We start from the raw sequence: 14,963 nt of genomic DNA on the forward strand, positions 1-14,963 counted from the left end.
TCAGGCCTTCCGTTTCAGACGTCACCAATCGCGCTGGCGTTATTTCATACCCAATACATTGCAATCACCCGCGCCGGTCCGGATGCGTCCGTCCCTAATGGCGGGCGGTGAGCAATGGCCGATTGTTACAGTGGAGATCCCATGAAACTGACCCGTCGTCAGGTGTTGGCCGCCTTTGGTGCCGCCACCGCCATGAGCTTTACCTCCCGTCTTGCCGCGCAAGGAGCCCCGATCACCGTATCGGCGCTTTATGACCTGTCCGGCGGCCTTGAATCCTACGGTCAGCCGATCGTCGATGCATTGCGCTTCGCCGTGGAAGAGCAGAACGCCAAGGGCGGCCTGCTGGGCCGCGAGATCAAGCTAAATGTCTATGACCCGCAATCAAACATGCAGCGTTACGCGCAATTCGCCCGTCAGGCCGCGCTGTCGGATAAGCCCGCGGTGGTCTTCGCGGGCATTACCTCGGCCTCACGAGAGGTGGTGCGACCGATCATGCGCCAGTTCAACACGCTTTACTTTTACGCCAACCAATATGAGGGCGGCGTCTGCGACCGCAACATGTTCGCGACCGGCGTGACGCCCGGTCAGACAGTCGAGAAGCTGGTGAACTATTCGGCCAAGAACCACGGCGGCAAGGTCTATATCGTCGCGGCCGATTACAACTATGGCCAGATCATCGCGGACTGGGTGAAGAAATATACCGCCGATAACGGCGGCGAGGTCCTGGGCGTCGAATTCTTCCCGATGGATGTGACCGATTTCAAGACTTCGATCTCGAAGATCCAGGCCGCCAAGCCGGATTATGTCTGGTCGGCATTGGTGGGCGGGGCTCATATTTCCTTTTATCGTCAGTGGAAGGCGGCAGGCATGCTGGGCAAGATCCCGATGTCCTCGACCACCTTCGCCGGCGGCAATGAGCATGTGATTCTGACGCCCGAGGAATCCAACGGCATTATGGTCTGCCAGAATTATCTGCAAGAGCTGGATAATCCGTTGAACAAGCAATTCGTGGCTGACTTTCACGCCAGGTTCGGTGCCGATTACCCCTACATCACCGAACTGGGCGTAGGTGCCTATCAGGGATTTCGCCTGTGGGTAGCCGGCGTGGAGAAGGCGGGCACCGTGGATCGCCTGCCGGTCATCAAGGCACTGGAATCCGGTATCTCGCTCGAGGCGCCGAGCGGTCGTATCAGCATCGACCCGAAAACTCATCACACCACGATGGATGTGCATATCGCCCGGGTCGAGAACGGCGGGTTGCTCCCGGTCGAGACCTTCGAGCAGCAGCCTCCCGCGGATACCGCCATGGTTTGCGATCTGATCGCGAACCCGGATGACAATCAGCAATACGTCATCGATTTCTAAGGAAGGCAGATGGATTTCGCGTCAATCCTCATAATCGAAATTCTCGGGTCCATCGCCATTCTGGTGCTGATCAGTATCGGCCTGGCGGTGGTCTTCGGGATGATGAAGGTCATCAACATGGCCCACGGCGAGTTTCTCATGCTCGGCGGCTATGTCACCATCTATGGCACCAACCATGGCGGCCTCAGCTTCTGGGTGAGTTCGCTGATTCTTGCCCCCATCGTGGTGGGGTTGATCGGGCTTTTGCTGGAATGGCTGGTCATCCGCCATCTCTACGGACGTATGATCGATACCATGCTGGCGACCTGGGGCATCAGCCTTGCCCTGATCGGCGGCATGACCATGCTGGTGGGCAATACCACCACGGGAATTTCGACGCCACTGCCCAGCGTGAGCATCGGCGAGTTTTCCGTCAGCGGCTATGTGATGTTCCTGATCGCGCTGGCCATTATGGTCTTTGCCCTGCTTTATGTGCTGTTCAAGCTGACCACATTCGGCCTTCTGGCGCGGGCGACCACGCAGAACGCCGATATGGTGGCGGCACTTGGCGGCAACCCGCGTCGCATTTATGCGTTGACCTTTGGGCTTGGAGCGGCGCTCGCGGGCCTGGGCGGCGCGGCGCTTGCGCCGCTGACCGGGGTGATCCCGACTATCGGCGCCTCCTATATCGCCAAAGCCTTTATTACCGTGATCTCTGGCGGTTTCGCCGTGATCGCCGGCAACCTCTCGGCGGCAACTTTGTTTGGCACCGTCGGCCAGGTCTTCACTTATCTATACACACCCGTCATCGGCGAAGTGGCTCTTCTGCTGACCGCGATCGTACTGATCCGCCTTCTGCCCAAGGGCATCACCGGGCGCTTTTTCCGGAGGTCGATCTGATGGCACGTCTTCTGCAATCCGGCGGCCTTATTGCCGTGCTTGCGCTGGGCATGGTGATGCCGGGCTGGCTTGAATTGTTCACCATTTATGAAATCACTATTTATCTGATCATGGCGGTGCTGGCGCTGAGCCTTGCCTTCATCTGGGGCAAGGGCGGCATTATGTGCCTGGGCCAGGCCGCGTTCTTCGGCCTTGGCGCCTATGCCTGGGCGGTGGCGGCGATCAACTTCGGCCCCGGCCTCCCGGCCATTGCCATCGCCATCGCCGTTCCAGCTCTGTTCGCCGCGGTGCTCGGCTATTTCATGTTCTACGGCCGGATCAACGACATCTATATCGGCGTGATCACCCTGGCGGTGACGCTGATCTTGTTCAATCTGATTAACTCCACCTCGGGGCCACAGTACCGCATCGGCTCCGCTCTGCTCGGCGGCTTCAACGGCATGACCAGCGTGCCAACCCTGACCTGGCCGGGCGGCACGCCGCTCGGGCCGGCGGATATCTTCCGTCTTACCGTGGCCGTGCTGGTCACTTCGATAGTCGCCATCTCACTTTACCTGAAGACCACACCAGGCAAAGTCGTGATCGCCGTGCGCGAGAACGAATATCGGGCCGAGCTTCTGGGCTATCACGTGGCGCGCTCGAAGCTGGTCACCTTCACCCTGGGAGGGGCGTTGGCGGGGCTTGGCGGCTGTCTCTTCGCCAATTGGGGCGCCTTTGTCAGTCCGACGATTTTCAGCCTGGTGCAATCGGCTCAGATCATCATCTGGGTGATTGTAGGTGGCCGGGGGACACTGGTTGGGCCGATCCTGGGCTGCATCGCGCTGCAATGGGCTACCACCAAGCTCGGCACTCAGCAGGTAGTGCAGGTCAATCTGGTGTTGGGCGTGGTGCTGGCTTTCTTCGTGCTGGTCGTGCCGCAGGGCATCCAGCCGATGATCACCAAAGCTCTGCGTCCGCTGTTCCGGCGCGAAACGAAACCCGCCACCAAGGAGCGCCTGACATGAGCGGAGAAATCATCCTTCAGGCCCGCGGCCTTGGCATCAGCTTCGGCGCCGTCGATGCAGTCAAGGCAGTGGATTTCGATCTGCGTCAGGGCGAGTTGCGCTGTCTGATCGGACCCAATGGCGCGGGCAAGACAACTTTCTTTCGACTTCTCAGCGGGCAATATCCGCCCACACGCGGGACGATCACCTTCAAGGGCAAGTCGCTGAATGCGCTGCAGCCCTATCAGATTGCCCGGCTTGGGATCGGCGTCAAGACTCAGGTACCAAGCCTGTTCGAGGGCTTGAGCGTGGCCGAGAACATTGACATGGCGGCTCGTCGGCGCGCCAAGGGACGGGCGGTCAAGGTGATTGTCAATGAGGTGCTGGAGCAAATCGGCCTGGCCGATCTGCGGGACCGCGCCTGCGCCGAGCTGGCGCATGGGCAGCGACAATGGGTCGAGCTTGGCCAGATCCTCGCTTCTAAACCCGCCGTGGCGCTCCTGGATGAACCGGCGGCAGGTATGACCCACGACGAAAGCCTGAAGACAGTGCGGATCATCCGCGACATCACCCGCGAAAGCGCGGTGATCGTGGTCGAGCATGACATGGATTTCATCCGGCTGATTGGTGAGCGCGTCACCGTCTTCGAACGTGGCACGGTGATCGCCGAGGGCAGCTTCGACGAGATCGCAAAGGACCCGCAAGTACGGGCGGCTTATCTGGGACGAGAGAGAAACACCAATGTTTGAGGTGAAGGGCTTGTCATCGGGTTATGGTCGCGTGCCGGTGCTGCGTGAGGTGGATTTCTCGCTCGCGCAGGGTGAATGCATCGGGTTTCTGGGGCGCAACGGTATGGGCAAGACCACGCTTCTGCGCGCCATCATGGGCGAACTGCCGACCTGGAGCGGAGAGATCCGCAAAGCCGGCCAGTCGCTGAACGGCAAGAGCACCCAGGCTCGCGCAAGGGCCGGGATTGGCTATGTTCCACAGGGCAAGCAGCTTTTCAAATTGCTGACGGTGGAAGAAAACCTGCGTATGGGTTGCGTGAAGAATTTCCGTGGCGCCGAGGTGAAGGTGGCGCAAGTACTGGATCTTTTCCCGCGGCTCGTGCCGCTGCTGGACCGGCAGGCGGGCATGCTTTCAGGAGGGGAGCAGCAACTTCTGGCGCTTGGCCGCTGCCTCTGTGGCGATCCCGACCTGATCCTGCTGGACGAACCGACCGAGGGCATTCAGCCCTCTATCTGCGACGAGATCATCGACGTGCTGATCCAGCTGCGCAAGGAACGCAACCTCTCGATCATGCTGGTCGAACAGGACATCGATTTCCTCTGGTCGATCTGCGACCACATTCTGGCGGTCGATAAGGGCAGCGTGGTCAAGACCATCGATCCGAAGGCCGAAGGATCGACGGAACAGGCCAAAGCATTCATCGGTATCGAGGGCTGAAACGTGACGATTCGTAAACCGCAATATGAAGACCTGCTTGCCGCAGATCAGGCTCTCGGTCTTGGGATTTCCAAAGCAGATATCCAGGCTTTCACCGAGCTACTGGAGGAGGTCAGCCATGACTATGCCATCGTCGATGCGCTGACACCGGAACTGCCGGAGGTACGCTATCCGCGCACGCCTGGACATTACCCCGCGCCGGCGGAAAACCCCTACAATGCCTGGTATGTAAAGTCCGAGGTGAAGGGCCGCCCGGGCGGGCAGCTTGAAGGGCTGAACCTCGCGCTGAAAGACAATGTCATGCTCGCGGGTGTGCCAATGATGGCCGGCGCCTCGAGCTTGCGCGGTTATACCCCCGATGTGGACGCGACGTTGGTCACCCGTCTTCTGGATCAGGGGGCAACTATCCTGGGTAAGGCGCAATGCGAATATTTCTGCGTCTCGGGCAGCAGCCACACCAGCGCGCAAGGGCCGGTCAAAAATCCCTGGGACGAGGCCCGATCAGCGGGTGGCTCATCCTCGGGCTGCTCGGCGCTGGTCTCGGCCGGGCTGGTCGACGCGGCTATTGGCACCGACCAGGGCGGCTCGGTCCGCATTCCGGCCGCCTATGCCGGTTTTGTCGGCATGAAGCCGACCCATGGTGTTGTCCCATATACCGGGGTGATGCCGGTCGAGATGACGTTGGACCATGCCGGGGTGATGTCGGGTGACGTGCGCACCAATGCACGCGTGCTCGAGGCGATCGTCGGCGATGACGGGCTTGACCCGCGCCAACGCCGGTTGCCGGACAGTTTCGACTATCTTTCGCAGTTGGAGGCGGGCGCCACGGGACTGCGCATTGCGATCATCGCCGAGGGCTTCGGCTGGGAAAACTCAGAGGAGGAGGTTGATGCGGCGGTGCGCGCCGGTGCCGAGCGTCTACGCAGTCTTGGCGCCACGGTGGACCAGGTCAGCCTGCCCCTGCACCGCAAGGGCCATGCGATCTGGACTCCGATTGCTATTGAAGGCACGGCAAACCAGCTGGAAGGGTTCAACTACGGCTCAAATTGGAAGGGGCTTTACGTCACCAGCCTGATGCGGGCGCAGCAGGACTGGCGGGCGAACGCCTCGGATTTTCCCGCCGATGTGACATCAGTGCTGCTTGCCGCGCATTATTTCCGGGGACACTATCATGGCCAGTATTACGCCAAGGCCCAGAACCTGGTTCGCCGGTTGAAGGCGGCCTATGAGGCGGTGCTTGCGGACTATGACTTGCTCCTGATGCCAACAGTTCCCCTGAAGGCGCCCCGATTGCCTGACCCGGGCTGCGGCGCGCGGGAGTGGGTCGGCCGCGCGCTGGAAATGAACACCAATACCGCCCCCTTCAATGCGACCGGCCTGCCCGCGATCAGTGTGCCCTGCGGCATGGCCCAGGGACTGCCCGTAGGCATGATGCTGATCGGACGGGATTACACCGAAGCCACGCTTTACCGCGCTGCCGCCGCCTATGAAGCGGCCTTTGACTGGAAGACGCTTTGATGCAACCTCTGAATACTCATCTTGAGGGCTGGCCGGTCGGCCTTCTGTTCTCGCGAGAAAGCCAGACGAAAGCGGTCGAATATACCCAGGCCTGCGCAACACTTCTGGCCATTGACGAGGTGAATGAGGCTGGCGGGATCAACGGGGTTCCATTGGTCCCCCGCCAATTGCCCATCGGCCCGCTCCCGAATGATTATCGCCTCGCGGCCGAACGGCTCTGCGACGAAGAGGATGTGCGAGTGCTGTTCGGTACTCATATGTCCAATTCACGCAAGGCGGTGCTGCCGCTACTGGAAAGCCGCCAGGCGCTGCTGTTGTATCCGACACTCTACGAGGGCTTTGAATTCTCGCAGAACTGCATCTATACGGGCGCGGCGCCGAATCAGAATTCGGTACAGTTGGCACGGCATCTGCTGCGCCACCATGGATCACGAGCGTTCTTCATCGGTAACAACTATGTCTTTGCCCATGAATCGAACCGGATCATGCGTGATTTGTTCGAACAGGCCGATGGCAGTGTCGTGGGCGAATATTATCTGCCCTTCGATGCCTCGGACGAGGATCTGTCGGCGGTTATGGCCGAGGTCGAGAAGCAACGCCCCGATTTCATCTATTCGACCGTGGTCGGTAGCGACATAATCCGGCTGCACGAGGCCTTCGCCCGCACCCGGGTCCGTGCCGGCGGCGGGGTGATCACAAGCCTTGCCACCAACGAGTCCGACCTGGCGCAGATGAGCGCGGATCTCTCCGAGGGCTTCCTGGTCGCCGCACCTTGGTTCGCCACGCTGGACAACCCGGAAAGCCGCGCCTTCCTTCAGGGTATGCGCGCCCGTTTCGGTGCGGATATACCGGTGACCTCGGGGGCGGAAGCCGCCTATTTCCAGGTCCACCTGTTCGCCCGAGCCGCCCGCGAGGCAGGAGAAGCTACGCTGGAAGCCGTGCTGGACCAGCTTGGCGCGGTATCCTTTGATGCACCGGAAGGTCCAGTTAAGCTGGACGCGGCCACACACCACACCTGGCTCTGGTCCCGGATCGGACGGGTTGATGCACGAAATGCGTTCGAGGTGATCGAAGTGGAGAAAAATCCGATCAAACCCGAACCCTATATGGTGGAACACAGCTTTGGGGATGCGATGACCGGCCATGCCTAAAACCACCGGGAAGCCGAAGATCAGTGATCTGAAAGGCATGAGGGTTCTGGTGCTGCTCCCCCCGGGGAGCGAGGCCGAGGGTCTGATGACCCATTTGGTCCGTATCGGCTGTCTGCCCCGGCTTTACTGGCCGATCCCCCAGACCCTGCCCGAGGATATCGACGTGATCATTGTTACCGTCGATTCCGGTGCCCGCGCTGATGTGCGAGGACTGGCCGGCCAACTGACTGACCTCAGCCCACCGGTCATCGCGCTGGTCGGTTACGAGGACCCCTCGACGTTGCAGATGGTACTGGAGCTGCGCGCCGCCGCGGTGATCGAACGGCCGGTCAAGCCCTTCGGCCTTCTCACGAATCTCATGATCAGCCGCGATGTCCGACAGCGCCGGCGCCAGAATATCCAACGCATCGCCGAGACCGAGAACCGCCATCTTGCGCTTTCCACCGTCGAGGTGGCCAAGATCATCCTATGCCATGTGCAAAAAATGGAGATGAGCCAGACCCACCGCTATTTGCAGAAAGCAGCGATGGACAGCCGTAATTCGATAGAGGCGGTCGCTGAGCGCATCATCAGCGAAAATGCCAGCCAGGCCGTGTCGCCGAAACCACTGCCGGAGGGAGAAGAGTGACCCACCACGCCCTCACTTCGCGAACCAGGCCACCGCGCGCCCCTGCCTGAAGGACCCACCCCAAAAGTGCTGCCCAACTGAATCGGGCAGCGGCGACACGCCTTACAGTTCCGGGAAGATATCGTCCAGGGACTTGAGCGGGTAGTGAGACGGGTAGCCTTTGCGGGCGACGCCGGAATCCACCGCGGCACGGGCCACGGCGGCGGAGACCCGGCCCAGCAGGCGCGGATCGTTGGGCTTGGGAATGATGTATTCCGGACCGAAGTTCAACGGCTCGCCACCATAGGCTTCCAGTACCTCCTGGGGCGGCGCCTCACGGACCAGCTCGGCGATGGCGTGAACCGCCGCCAGCTTCATGTCCTCGTTGATGGAGGTGGAGCGCACGTCCAGGGCTCCGCGGAACATGTACGGGAAGCACAGAACATTATTGACCTGGTTCGGATAGTCGGAGCGGCCGGTAGCGATGATGGCATCGGCACGGGCGGCCTTGGCCACTTCCGGGCGGATTTCCGGGTCCGGGTTGGCCAGCGCGAAGATGATCGGTTTGTCGGCCATCTTCTTCACCATTTCCGGCGTCAGCATATCCGGGCCGGACACACCGATGAACACATCGGCGCCCTCGATGGCGTCATCCAGAGTGCGCTTGTCGGTGTCGTTGGCCAGCGCCGCTTTGTACTGGTTAAGATCATCACGGCGGTTGTGGATCACACCTTTGCGGTCCAATACCAGGATGTTTTCCTTGCGCGCGCCCATTTCAATCAACAACCGCACGGAAGCAACACCGGCGGCGCCGGCACCGACGCACACCACCTTGATATCCCCGATGCGCTTGTTCTGGATTTCCAGCGCGTTGAGCAACCCGGCGCCGACCACGATGGCGGTACCATGCTGATCATCATGGAACACCGGCACGTCGCAGATTTCCTTGAGTACGCGTTCGATCTCGAAGCATTCCGGCGCACGGATATCTTCCAGGTTGATACCGCCAAAGGTGGTATGAATGCGCACCACGGTATCAATGAACGCCTGCGGATCCTCCGCTTCCACTTCGATGTCGAACACATCAATGCCGGCGAACAGCTTGAACAGGATGCCCTTGCCTTCCATCACCGGCTTGGAAGCCAGCGCGCCCAGATTGCCCAATCCCAGGATGGCGGTGCCATCACTGATCACCGCCACCAGGTTGCCTTTGGCGGTAAAACGGTAAGCCAGCTCCGGTTCGCGCGCGATTTCACGCACCGGTTCTGCTACGCCGGGGCTATAGGCCAAGCTGAGGTCACGACTGGTTTTCGCGCTTTTGGTCACCTCGACGCTGATCTTCCCTGGACGTGGTTTGGCATGATAATCCAGGGCCGCCTTCTTGAAATCCTCGGACATGGTGGTCTCCGCTCCCCGAAACGGGCTTTAAAACACTATATTGGCCAAATAAATATCAATCGACGTAAATTTCCATCGATATCAACACTATCGATGCAAAACCGTCATTTGTGTAAAACAATGCTGCCGATGAACGTAAAAAGCACCCTTCCGGGTGCTTTTTACAGGTGGAACGCCAAGCAATGAGAACGATCAGTTCTTCTTGGAGCGCACCACACCAAAGCGCTGCTTGAACTTGTCGATCTGACCGCCGCTGTCCGCCTGCTTCTGCTTGCCGGTGTAGAACGGGTGGCAGGCGGAGCATACGTCCACGGAAAAATCACCCGCACGGGTGGACCGGGTCTGGATGACGTTTCCGCAGCTGCAGGAAATCGCCACGTCCTGGTATTCAGGATGAATGTCTGCTTTCATAACTGGGCTCCATTGCGTGTCGCTACCCGATCTTGGCCGGGCACCACACTGGCTTACGCCGGGAAAAGTGAACGCGAACTATATCAGTTTGCGCCCGATGCGCAAGCTGTAACCGCTGTTTTCCGGATTTCCACGTGCCGCTCTCCTCCTTACAGGTTGCCTTGCCGGTCCCCCTGCCAGGCTGTTTTGACTATTCCCTGCCACCGGAGACGCCGGTGCCGCCCCGTGGCGCCCGGGTGGAAGTGCCGTTCGGCAAACGGACCCTGGTGGGCGTGGTTCACGGCCATCAGCCCAGTAGCCTGAAGACCCTCAAACCGGTCAAACAGGTACTCGACGAAGCGCCGATCATCGATGAGCGGCTCTACGCCCTGTGCGAATGGGCCGCCGGCTACTATCACCATCCCCTCGGCGAAGTACTGAACTTCGTGCTGCCGACGCTGCTGCGCCAAGGGCAGGCGGCACGGCCGGACGCCGAGATCCGCTGGCGCATCACCGATCGCGGCCGGCACGTGACGCCGGACCGCCTGAAGCGGGCGCCGCGCCAACAGGAAGCCCTGGCCCTGCTGGCCGAACACCCGGACGGCCTCACCCCGGCCATGCTGGAAGCACTGTCGGTATCGCGTCCGGCGCTCCAGGCCCTGCGCGAGAAGCAGTGGGCGGAGCGCGAAGAGCACCTGCCCCAGGTCCCGCCGCTGCCAGCGGATGTGCTGGCCGAGCCTGCTCTGAGCGCCAGCCCGGAGCAGCGTCTGGCGATCGAAGCGATCAATCAGGCCAGCGGTTTTCAGCCGTTTCTGCTGGATGGCGTCACCGGCAGCGGCAAAACCGAAGTGTATCTGCAAGCCATGGCGCCAGTGTTGGCGGCCGGCCATCAAGTACTGGTGCTGGTGCCGGAAATCGGCCTGACGCCGCAGACACTGCGCCGTTTCCGCCAACGTTTCGCGGTGCCGGTGACGGTCATGCATTCGGGCCTGAACGACCGCGAGCGGCTGGAAGCCTGGCTTGCCGCCGGCGAAGGCCGGGCACGCATCATTATCGGCACCCGCTCGGCGATATTCACACCGTTGCATTCTCCGGGGCTGATCATCGTCGACGAAGCCCACGACGGATCCCTCAAACAACAGGACGGTTTGCGCTATCACGCCCGGGATCTGGCCACCTGGCGCGCCCGCCAATGGAATATTCCGGTGGTCCACGGCAGCGCCACTCCGGCCCTGGAAACCCTGCATCTGGCCCACACCGACCGCTACCAGTGGCTGCGTTTGCGCGAACGGGCGGGCGGCGCCGCGCTGCCGGATATCGAGCTGCTGGATGCCCGCGATGCCGCCCCGGACGCGCCCCTGCTGCCCTCCGCCCTGGCCGCCATCGAAGACACCGTGCGCCGTGGCGAGCAGGCCCTGGTGTTCCTCAACCGGCGCGGCTTCGCCCCAGTGATCCTGTGCCGGGATTGCGGCTGGCAGGCGGAATGCCCGCGCTGCGACAGCGTCATGACCTGGCATCGCAGCTTGTCGCAGTTGCGTTGCCACCATTGCGATCATCAGCAGCGGGTACCACGCCGCTGCCCGGAATGCGGCTCCAGCAATCTGATTGACGCCGGCGCCGGCACGGAAAAACTGGAGGCCCTGTTAAGTGATCACTGCCAGGCGCCGGTGGTCCGCATCGATCGTGATACCACCCGCCGCAAGGGCAGCCTGGATGCCAAACTGGCGGAAATCCGGGGCGGCGCGCCGGCGGTGCTGGTGGGCACGCAGATGCTGGCGAAAGGTCACCATTTCCCCCGTCTGAGCCTGGTGGTGATCACCAATCTGGACGCGGGCTTTCTCAGCGCCGATTTCCGCGGCCCCGAACAGGCCGCGCAATTGCTGCTGCAAGTGGCCGGCCGCGCCGGCCGCAAGGACCTGCGTGGCCGGGTGCTGCTGCAAAGCCGCCATACCGATCATCATTTGGTGCGCCTAGCCGCCGCCGGCGACTATCACGCCCTTGCCGACACGCTGCTGGAGGAACGGCGGATGGCCGGGCTGCCCCCGTTCGGTCATCTCGCTCTGCTGCGCTGCGAGGCCATGTCCATGGACAAGGCCCTGGCCTTTCTTGATGAGTGCGCGGCGCCCTTTCTGCAGCACAGTAACATCGATGATGACAGCGTGAATCTGCTCGGACCGGCGCCGGCGCCGATGGAAAAACGGGCCGGCCGCTATCGCGCCCAACTACTGCTGCAGGCGCGGCAGCGTCCAGCTCTGCACGCCGTACTCGACGCCCTGGTGCGGCACGCCCGCGGCCTGCCCTCCGCCCGCCACTGCCGCTGGCATCTGGATGTGGATCCCACCGAAATGGTGTAATTCGCCATTGGAATGCGTCACCTCACTTGACTAAACTGGCGGCTTCCCGCGCACCCCGCCCGGGTGCTTCGGGTCCCCCGTCAGGAGCATGCATGAGTCAGGTGGACATTCTGTTCCAGCGCTACGGCCCGCGTTACCGTCTGTGGGTAACGCTCACCGTCATGCTCGGTCTGGTGGCGCTGGGCATGTCGATCACCATCGTCAACGTCGCCATTCCTTATATAAAGGGCGCCTTCGGCATGAGCGACAGCCAGGTGCAATGGCTGTCCACTGGTTTTCTGGCTTCCACCACCGTATCCCTGCTGGTGGCCCCCTGGCTGGTTTCGGCGGTGGGCCAGCGCGCCACCTTCATGGGGTTGTTGCTGGTGTTCATCGCCGCCTCCCTACTCGGCGGTCTGGGCGAGGGCATGGCGGCGCTGGTGGCGGCCCGGGTCATTCAGGGCGCGATGACCGGACTGATCCGGCCGGTGGCCATGGAAGCGCTGTTCGCCGCCTATCCGCCGGAAGGCCGTGGCATGGCCACCGCCATGTACGGCATGTGTCTGGGGCTGCCGCTGACCCTGGCCACGGTGATCGGCGGCTGGCTGGTGGAGAATTTCACCTGGCGTTACGTCTTCTTCATCACCCTGCCGATCTGTGTCGCCGCGGTGGTGATGGGCTACTTCTTTTTACCGCCTCGCGAAGGTAAAGGACCGCGTTCACCGTTTGACTGGGCCGGCGTGGTGATCTCCTTCGCCGCCGTTTTCTCCCTGCTGGCGGCACTGTCCAATGGTCAGCGCTGGGGCTGGGATGATCCCCGGGTGCCCATACTGATTGTCACCGGCGTCCTGCTGGGCACCGCTTTTTTCCTTTGGCAGAAGTGCTGCCGCCACCCGTTGCTGGATCTGGCCATCTTCCGCAACCGCGTGTTCGTTACCGGAACCTCCGCCATGTTCCTGTTCGGCGGCACTTTCTACGGCATCATGTATCTGCTGCCCCAATTCGTGCAGACCGTTCTGCATTACAGTCCGGTCAGTGCCGGCAAAATATTCCTGCCTTCCACCCTAGTGCTGGCGATTCTGGTGCCGCTGGTGGGCCGCCTCAGTGACCGCTATCCGGCTCATTGGCTGACGCTGCCCGGGCTGGCCTGCGCTCTGTTCGCGGTCTGGCACATGGCCTTGATGGACTGGGATACCTCCTTCGCCTACCTCGCCACCACCATGGCGATTCTCTCCGTGGGCATGGCGGCGTTCCCACCACCCACCCTATCCAAGGCCATCGCCGCGCTGGAGCCCCGCCTTACCGGCCACGGCTCCGGTGCCATCAACTTCGCCATGCAGCTCGGCGGCGCGCTCGGCACCGCCGGCCTGGTGATCATGCTGGAACGCCGCACCGTACAGCATGGCCAGCAACTCAACGCCGGCGTGCATGCCGGCAACACCACCGCCCAGCAGCAACTGAGTCAACTGGCCGAACTGGCCGGCCGGCTGGGGGTACCGGACACCCAGCTACAGGCCATGGCCGGGCATTTAATGGGGCGGCTGGAAACCATCTGGGCATCGATTTTCGCTTACCAGGACGGGTTCTGGATTCTGGTGGCCAGCCTGGTGCTGGTGGCGATTCCCTCGGCGCTGTTGAGCCGCCTGCATAACCGGCCCCGCCCCGTGACCGATGCCCCCGCCAACAACCCGGCTATACGATGAAGGATGACGACACCATGACCGACAGCTCGTCCCGTTCCCGCTATCTGCACCGTCCCTCGCGGCGGCTGAAGCTCGCCGCGCTGGTGGCTCTGGTGGTGGCGTGCCTGATCTGGATGGCCTTCGCCATCCATCATCGGCTCACCCACGTCAGCGCCCAGGACGCCCGGGTGATGTCCAGCCAGGTCACCGTCAGCAGCCGGCTGCCCGGCTGGGTCCCGGAGTTCACCCTCACCGAGGGAGACCGGTTGCAAAAGGGCGACGTGGTGGCTCGTCTGTACAGCGAACCGGATCAACAGCAACTGAAGACCCTGCAGGCCAACGTCGCCGCGATGCAGGCCAGACTCGACTACGAACAGGCCCGACTGGACCTCGGCCAACAGCAATTCGAGGGCGGTCTGCACATCACCAGCCAGCAACTGCAATCGGTCAAAGCGGCGGAAAGAGCAGCCCAGGCACGGCTGACTCAGGCCCGCAAGGATTTTGAACGTTCCGACGCCCTGCACCAACGCGGCGCCGTTTCACAGCAACAACGGGATCAGGACTACTACACCTATCAGGCCGCCCAGGCGGAATATCAACGCTCGCGGGAAGAGGTGGCGGTCGGTCAGGCGCAGGCCGACAACGCCCACGTCGGTTTTCTCAATGGCGTGCAAGTGCCTCTGCCGCCGCCGACGGTGATGAAAGCCCAGGTTGGAATCGCCCGGCAACAACTGGAAGAGGCCAAGGCACGACTGGCGCAGCAGGAACTGCGCCTGGAGGATCTCACCGTACGCAGCCCGATCAACGGTGTGGTCAACAAGACCCTGATCGATGAGGGCGAGTACGTGTCACCGGGGCAACCGATTCTGATGATGCACGATCCGGAGGACCTGTGGGTGGCGGCCAACATCAAGGAAACCGATGTGGCCGAGCTGCGCCTTGACCAGCCGGTGAAAATCACCGTTGATGCCTATCCGGAGGAGTCTTTCAGTGGCTCGGTGCAGGTCATCGGCCGCGCCGCCACCAGCCAGTTCGCGCTGTTGCCGGATCCCAACCCTTCCGGCAATTTCACCAAGATCACCCAGCGCCTGCCAGTGCGCATCCGCCTGGAGGATGGCCCACTGGATCTGATCGGTCCGGGGATGATGGTGGAAGTGGATATCGATGTGAGGGGGAATTGAGGACCGGCTCGGACCTCCGGCGCGCCTTCC

The 14,963-nt window shown here is 62.0% G+C and carries 13 protein-coding genes; 11 read left to right on the forward strand and 2 right to left on the reverse strand.

The annotated features are described in order from the left end of the window. Positions 1-141 precede the first annotated feature (141 nt). The 8 genes from B5T_RS19750 to B5T_RS19785 are packed head-to-tail and all read left to right on the forward strand — an operon-like array spanning position 142 to position 7,970. Positions 142-1,365: an urea ABC transporter substrate-binding protein gene (locus tag B5T_RS19750; RefSeq protein ID WP_014996290.1), complete on the forward strand. Its 1,224-nt coding sequence runs from the start codon at positions 142-144 to the stop codon at positions 1,363-1,365. Positions 1,366-1,374: 9 nt separating this feature from the next. Beyond that, positions 1,375-2,244, forward strand: a complete 870-nt coding sequence (locus tag B5T_RS19755) for an ABC transporter permease subunit (RefSeq protein ID WP_014996291.1) — start codon at positions 1,375-1,377, stop codon at positions 2,242-2,244. Beyond that, positions 2,244-3,248: an ABC transporter permease subunit gene (locus tag B5T_RS19760; protein ID WP_014996292.1), complete on the forward strand. Its 1,005-nt coding sequence runs from the start codon at positions 2,244-2,246 to the stop codon at positions 3,246-3,248. Before B5T_RS19755 ends, B5T_RS19760 begins: the two co-directional genes overlap by 1 nt. Beyond that, complete coding sequence (locus B5T_RS19765) at positions 3,245-3,976, forward strand: ATP-binding cassette domain-containing protein (RefSeq protein WP_014996293.1); 732 nt, start codon at positions 3,245-3,247, stop codon at positions 3,974-3,976. Before B5T_RS19760 ends, B5T_RS19765 begins: the two co-directional genes overlap by 4 nt. Then, positions 3,969-4,673: an ABC transporter ATP-binding protein gene (locus B5T_RS19770; protein ID WP_014996294.1), complete on the forward strand. Its 705-nt coding sequence runs from the start codon at positions 3,969-3,971 to the stop codon at positions 4,671-4,673. The genes B5T_RS19765 and B5T_RS19770 overlap by 8 nt, the downstream gene beginning before the upstream one ends. A 3-nt stretch (positions 4,674-4,676) precedes the next feature. Continuing rightward, positions 4,677-6,191, forward strand: a complete 1,515-nt coding sequence (locus B5T_RS19775; RefSeq protein ID WP_014996295.1) for an amidase — start codon at positions 4,677-4,679, stop codon at positions 6,189-6,191. After that, on the forward strand, positions 6,191-7,342 hold the full coding sequence (locus tag B5T_RS19780) for a transporter substrate-binding domain-containing protein (RefSeq protein ID WP_041717148.1): 1,152 nt from the start codon (positions 6,191-6,193) through the stop codon (positions 7,340-7,342). The genes B5T_RS19775 and B5T_RS19780 overlap by 1 nt, the downstream gene beginning before the upstream one ends. Continuing rightward, on the forward strand, positions 7,335-7,970 hold the full coding sequence (locus B5T_RS19785) for an ANTAR domain-containing response regulator (protein ID WP_014996297.1): 636 nt from the start codon (positions 7,335-7,337) through the stop codon (positions 7,968-7,970). Before B5T_RS19780 ends, B5T_RS19785 begins: the two co-directional genes overlap by 8 nt. Positions 7,971-8,072: 102 nt before the next feature. Here the strand turns inward: B5T_RS19785 and B5T_RS19790 are convergent, their stop codons facing one another. Then, a complete protein-coding gene (locus B5T_RS19790; RefSeq protein ID WP_026948244.1) occupies positions 8,073-9,347 on the reverse strand; it encodes a malic enzyme-like NAD(P)-binding protein in 1,275 nt (424 codons plus the stop codon). 192 nt (positions 9,348-9,539) lie between these two features. Further along, positions 9,540-9,758, reverse strand: coding sequence for a 50S ribosomal protein L31 (gene rpmE / locus B5T_RS19795; protein WP_014996299.1), 219 nt, complete (start codon positions 9,756-9,758; stop codon positions 9,540-9,542). 134 nt (positions 9,759-9,892) lie between these two features. Here rpmE and B5T_RS19800 point away from each other — a divergent pair, with 134 nt between their 5' ends. The 3 genes from B5T_RS19800 to B5T_RS19810 all read left to right on the forward strand — a co-directional run bounded on the left by B5T_RS19800 (position 9,893) and on the right by B5T_RS19810 (position 14,933). Then, positions 9,893-12,091, forward strand: a complete 2,199-nt coding sequence (locus B5T_RS19800; protein WP_041717149.1) for a primosomal protein N' — start codon at positions 9,893-9,895, stop codon at positions 12,089-12,091. 92 nt (positions 12,092-12,183) lie between these two features. Continuing rightward, complete coding sequence (locus tag B5T_RS19805) at positions 12,184-13,773, forward strand: DHA2 family efflux MFS transporter permease subunit (protein WP_014996301.1); 1,590 nt, start codon at positions 12,184-12,186, stop codon at positions 13,771-13,773. A 14-nt stretch (positions 13,774-13,787) separates the two neighbouring features. Continuing rightward, the gene (locus tag B5T_RS19810) at positions 13,788-14,933 is read left to right on the forward strand and encodes an HlyD family secretion protein (protein ID WP_229682905.1); all 1,146 of its coding nucleotides are present in this window, start codon (positions 13,788-13,790) and stop codon (positions 14,931-14,933) included. The last annotated feature ends 30 nt before the right edge of the window (positions 14,934-14,963 follow it).

It is taken from the genome of Alloalcanivorax dieselolei B5 (assembly GCF_000300005.1).
Classification (GTDB): domain Bacteria; phylum Pseudomonadota; class Gammaproteobacteria; order Pseudomonadales; family Alcanivoracaceae; genus Alloalcanivorax; species Alloalcanivorax dieselolei.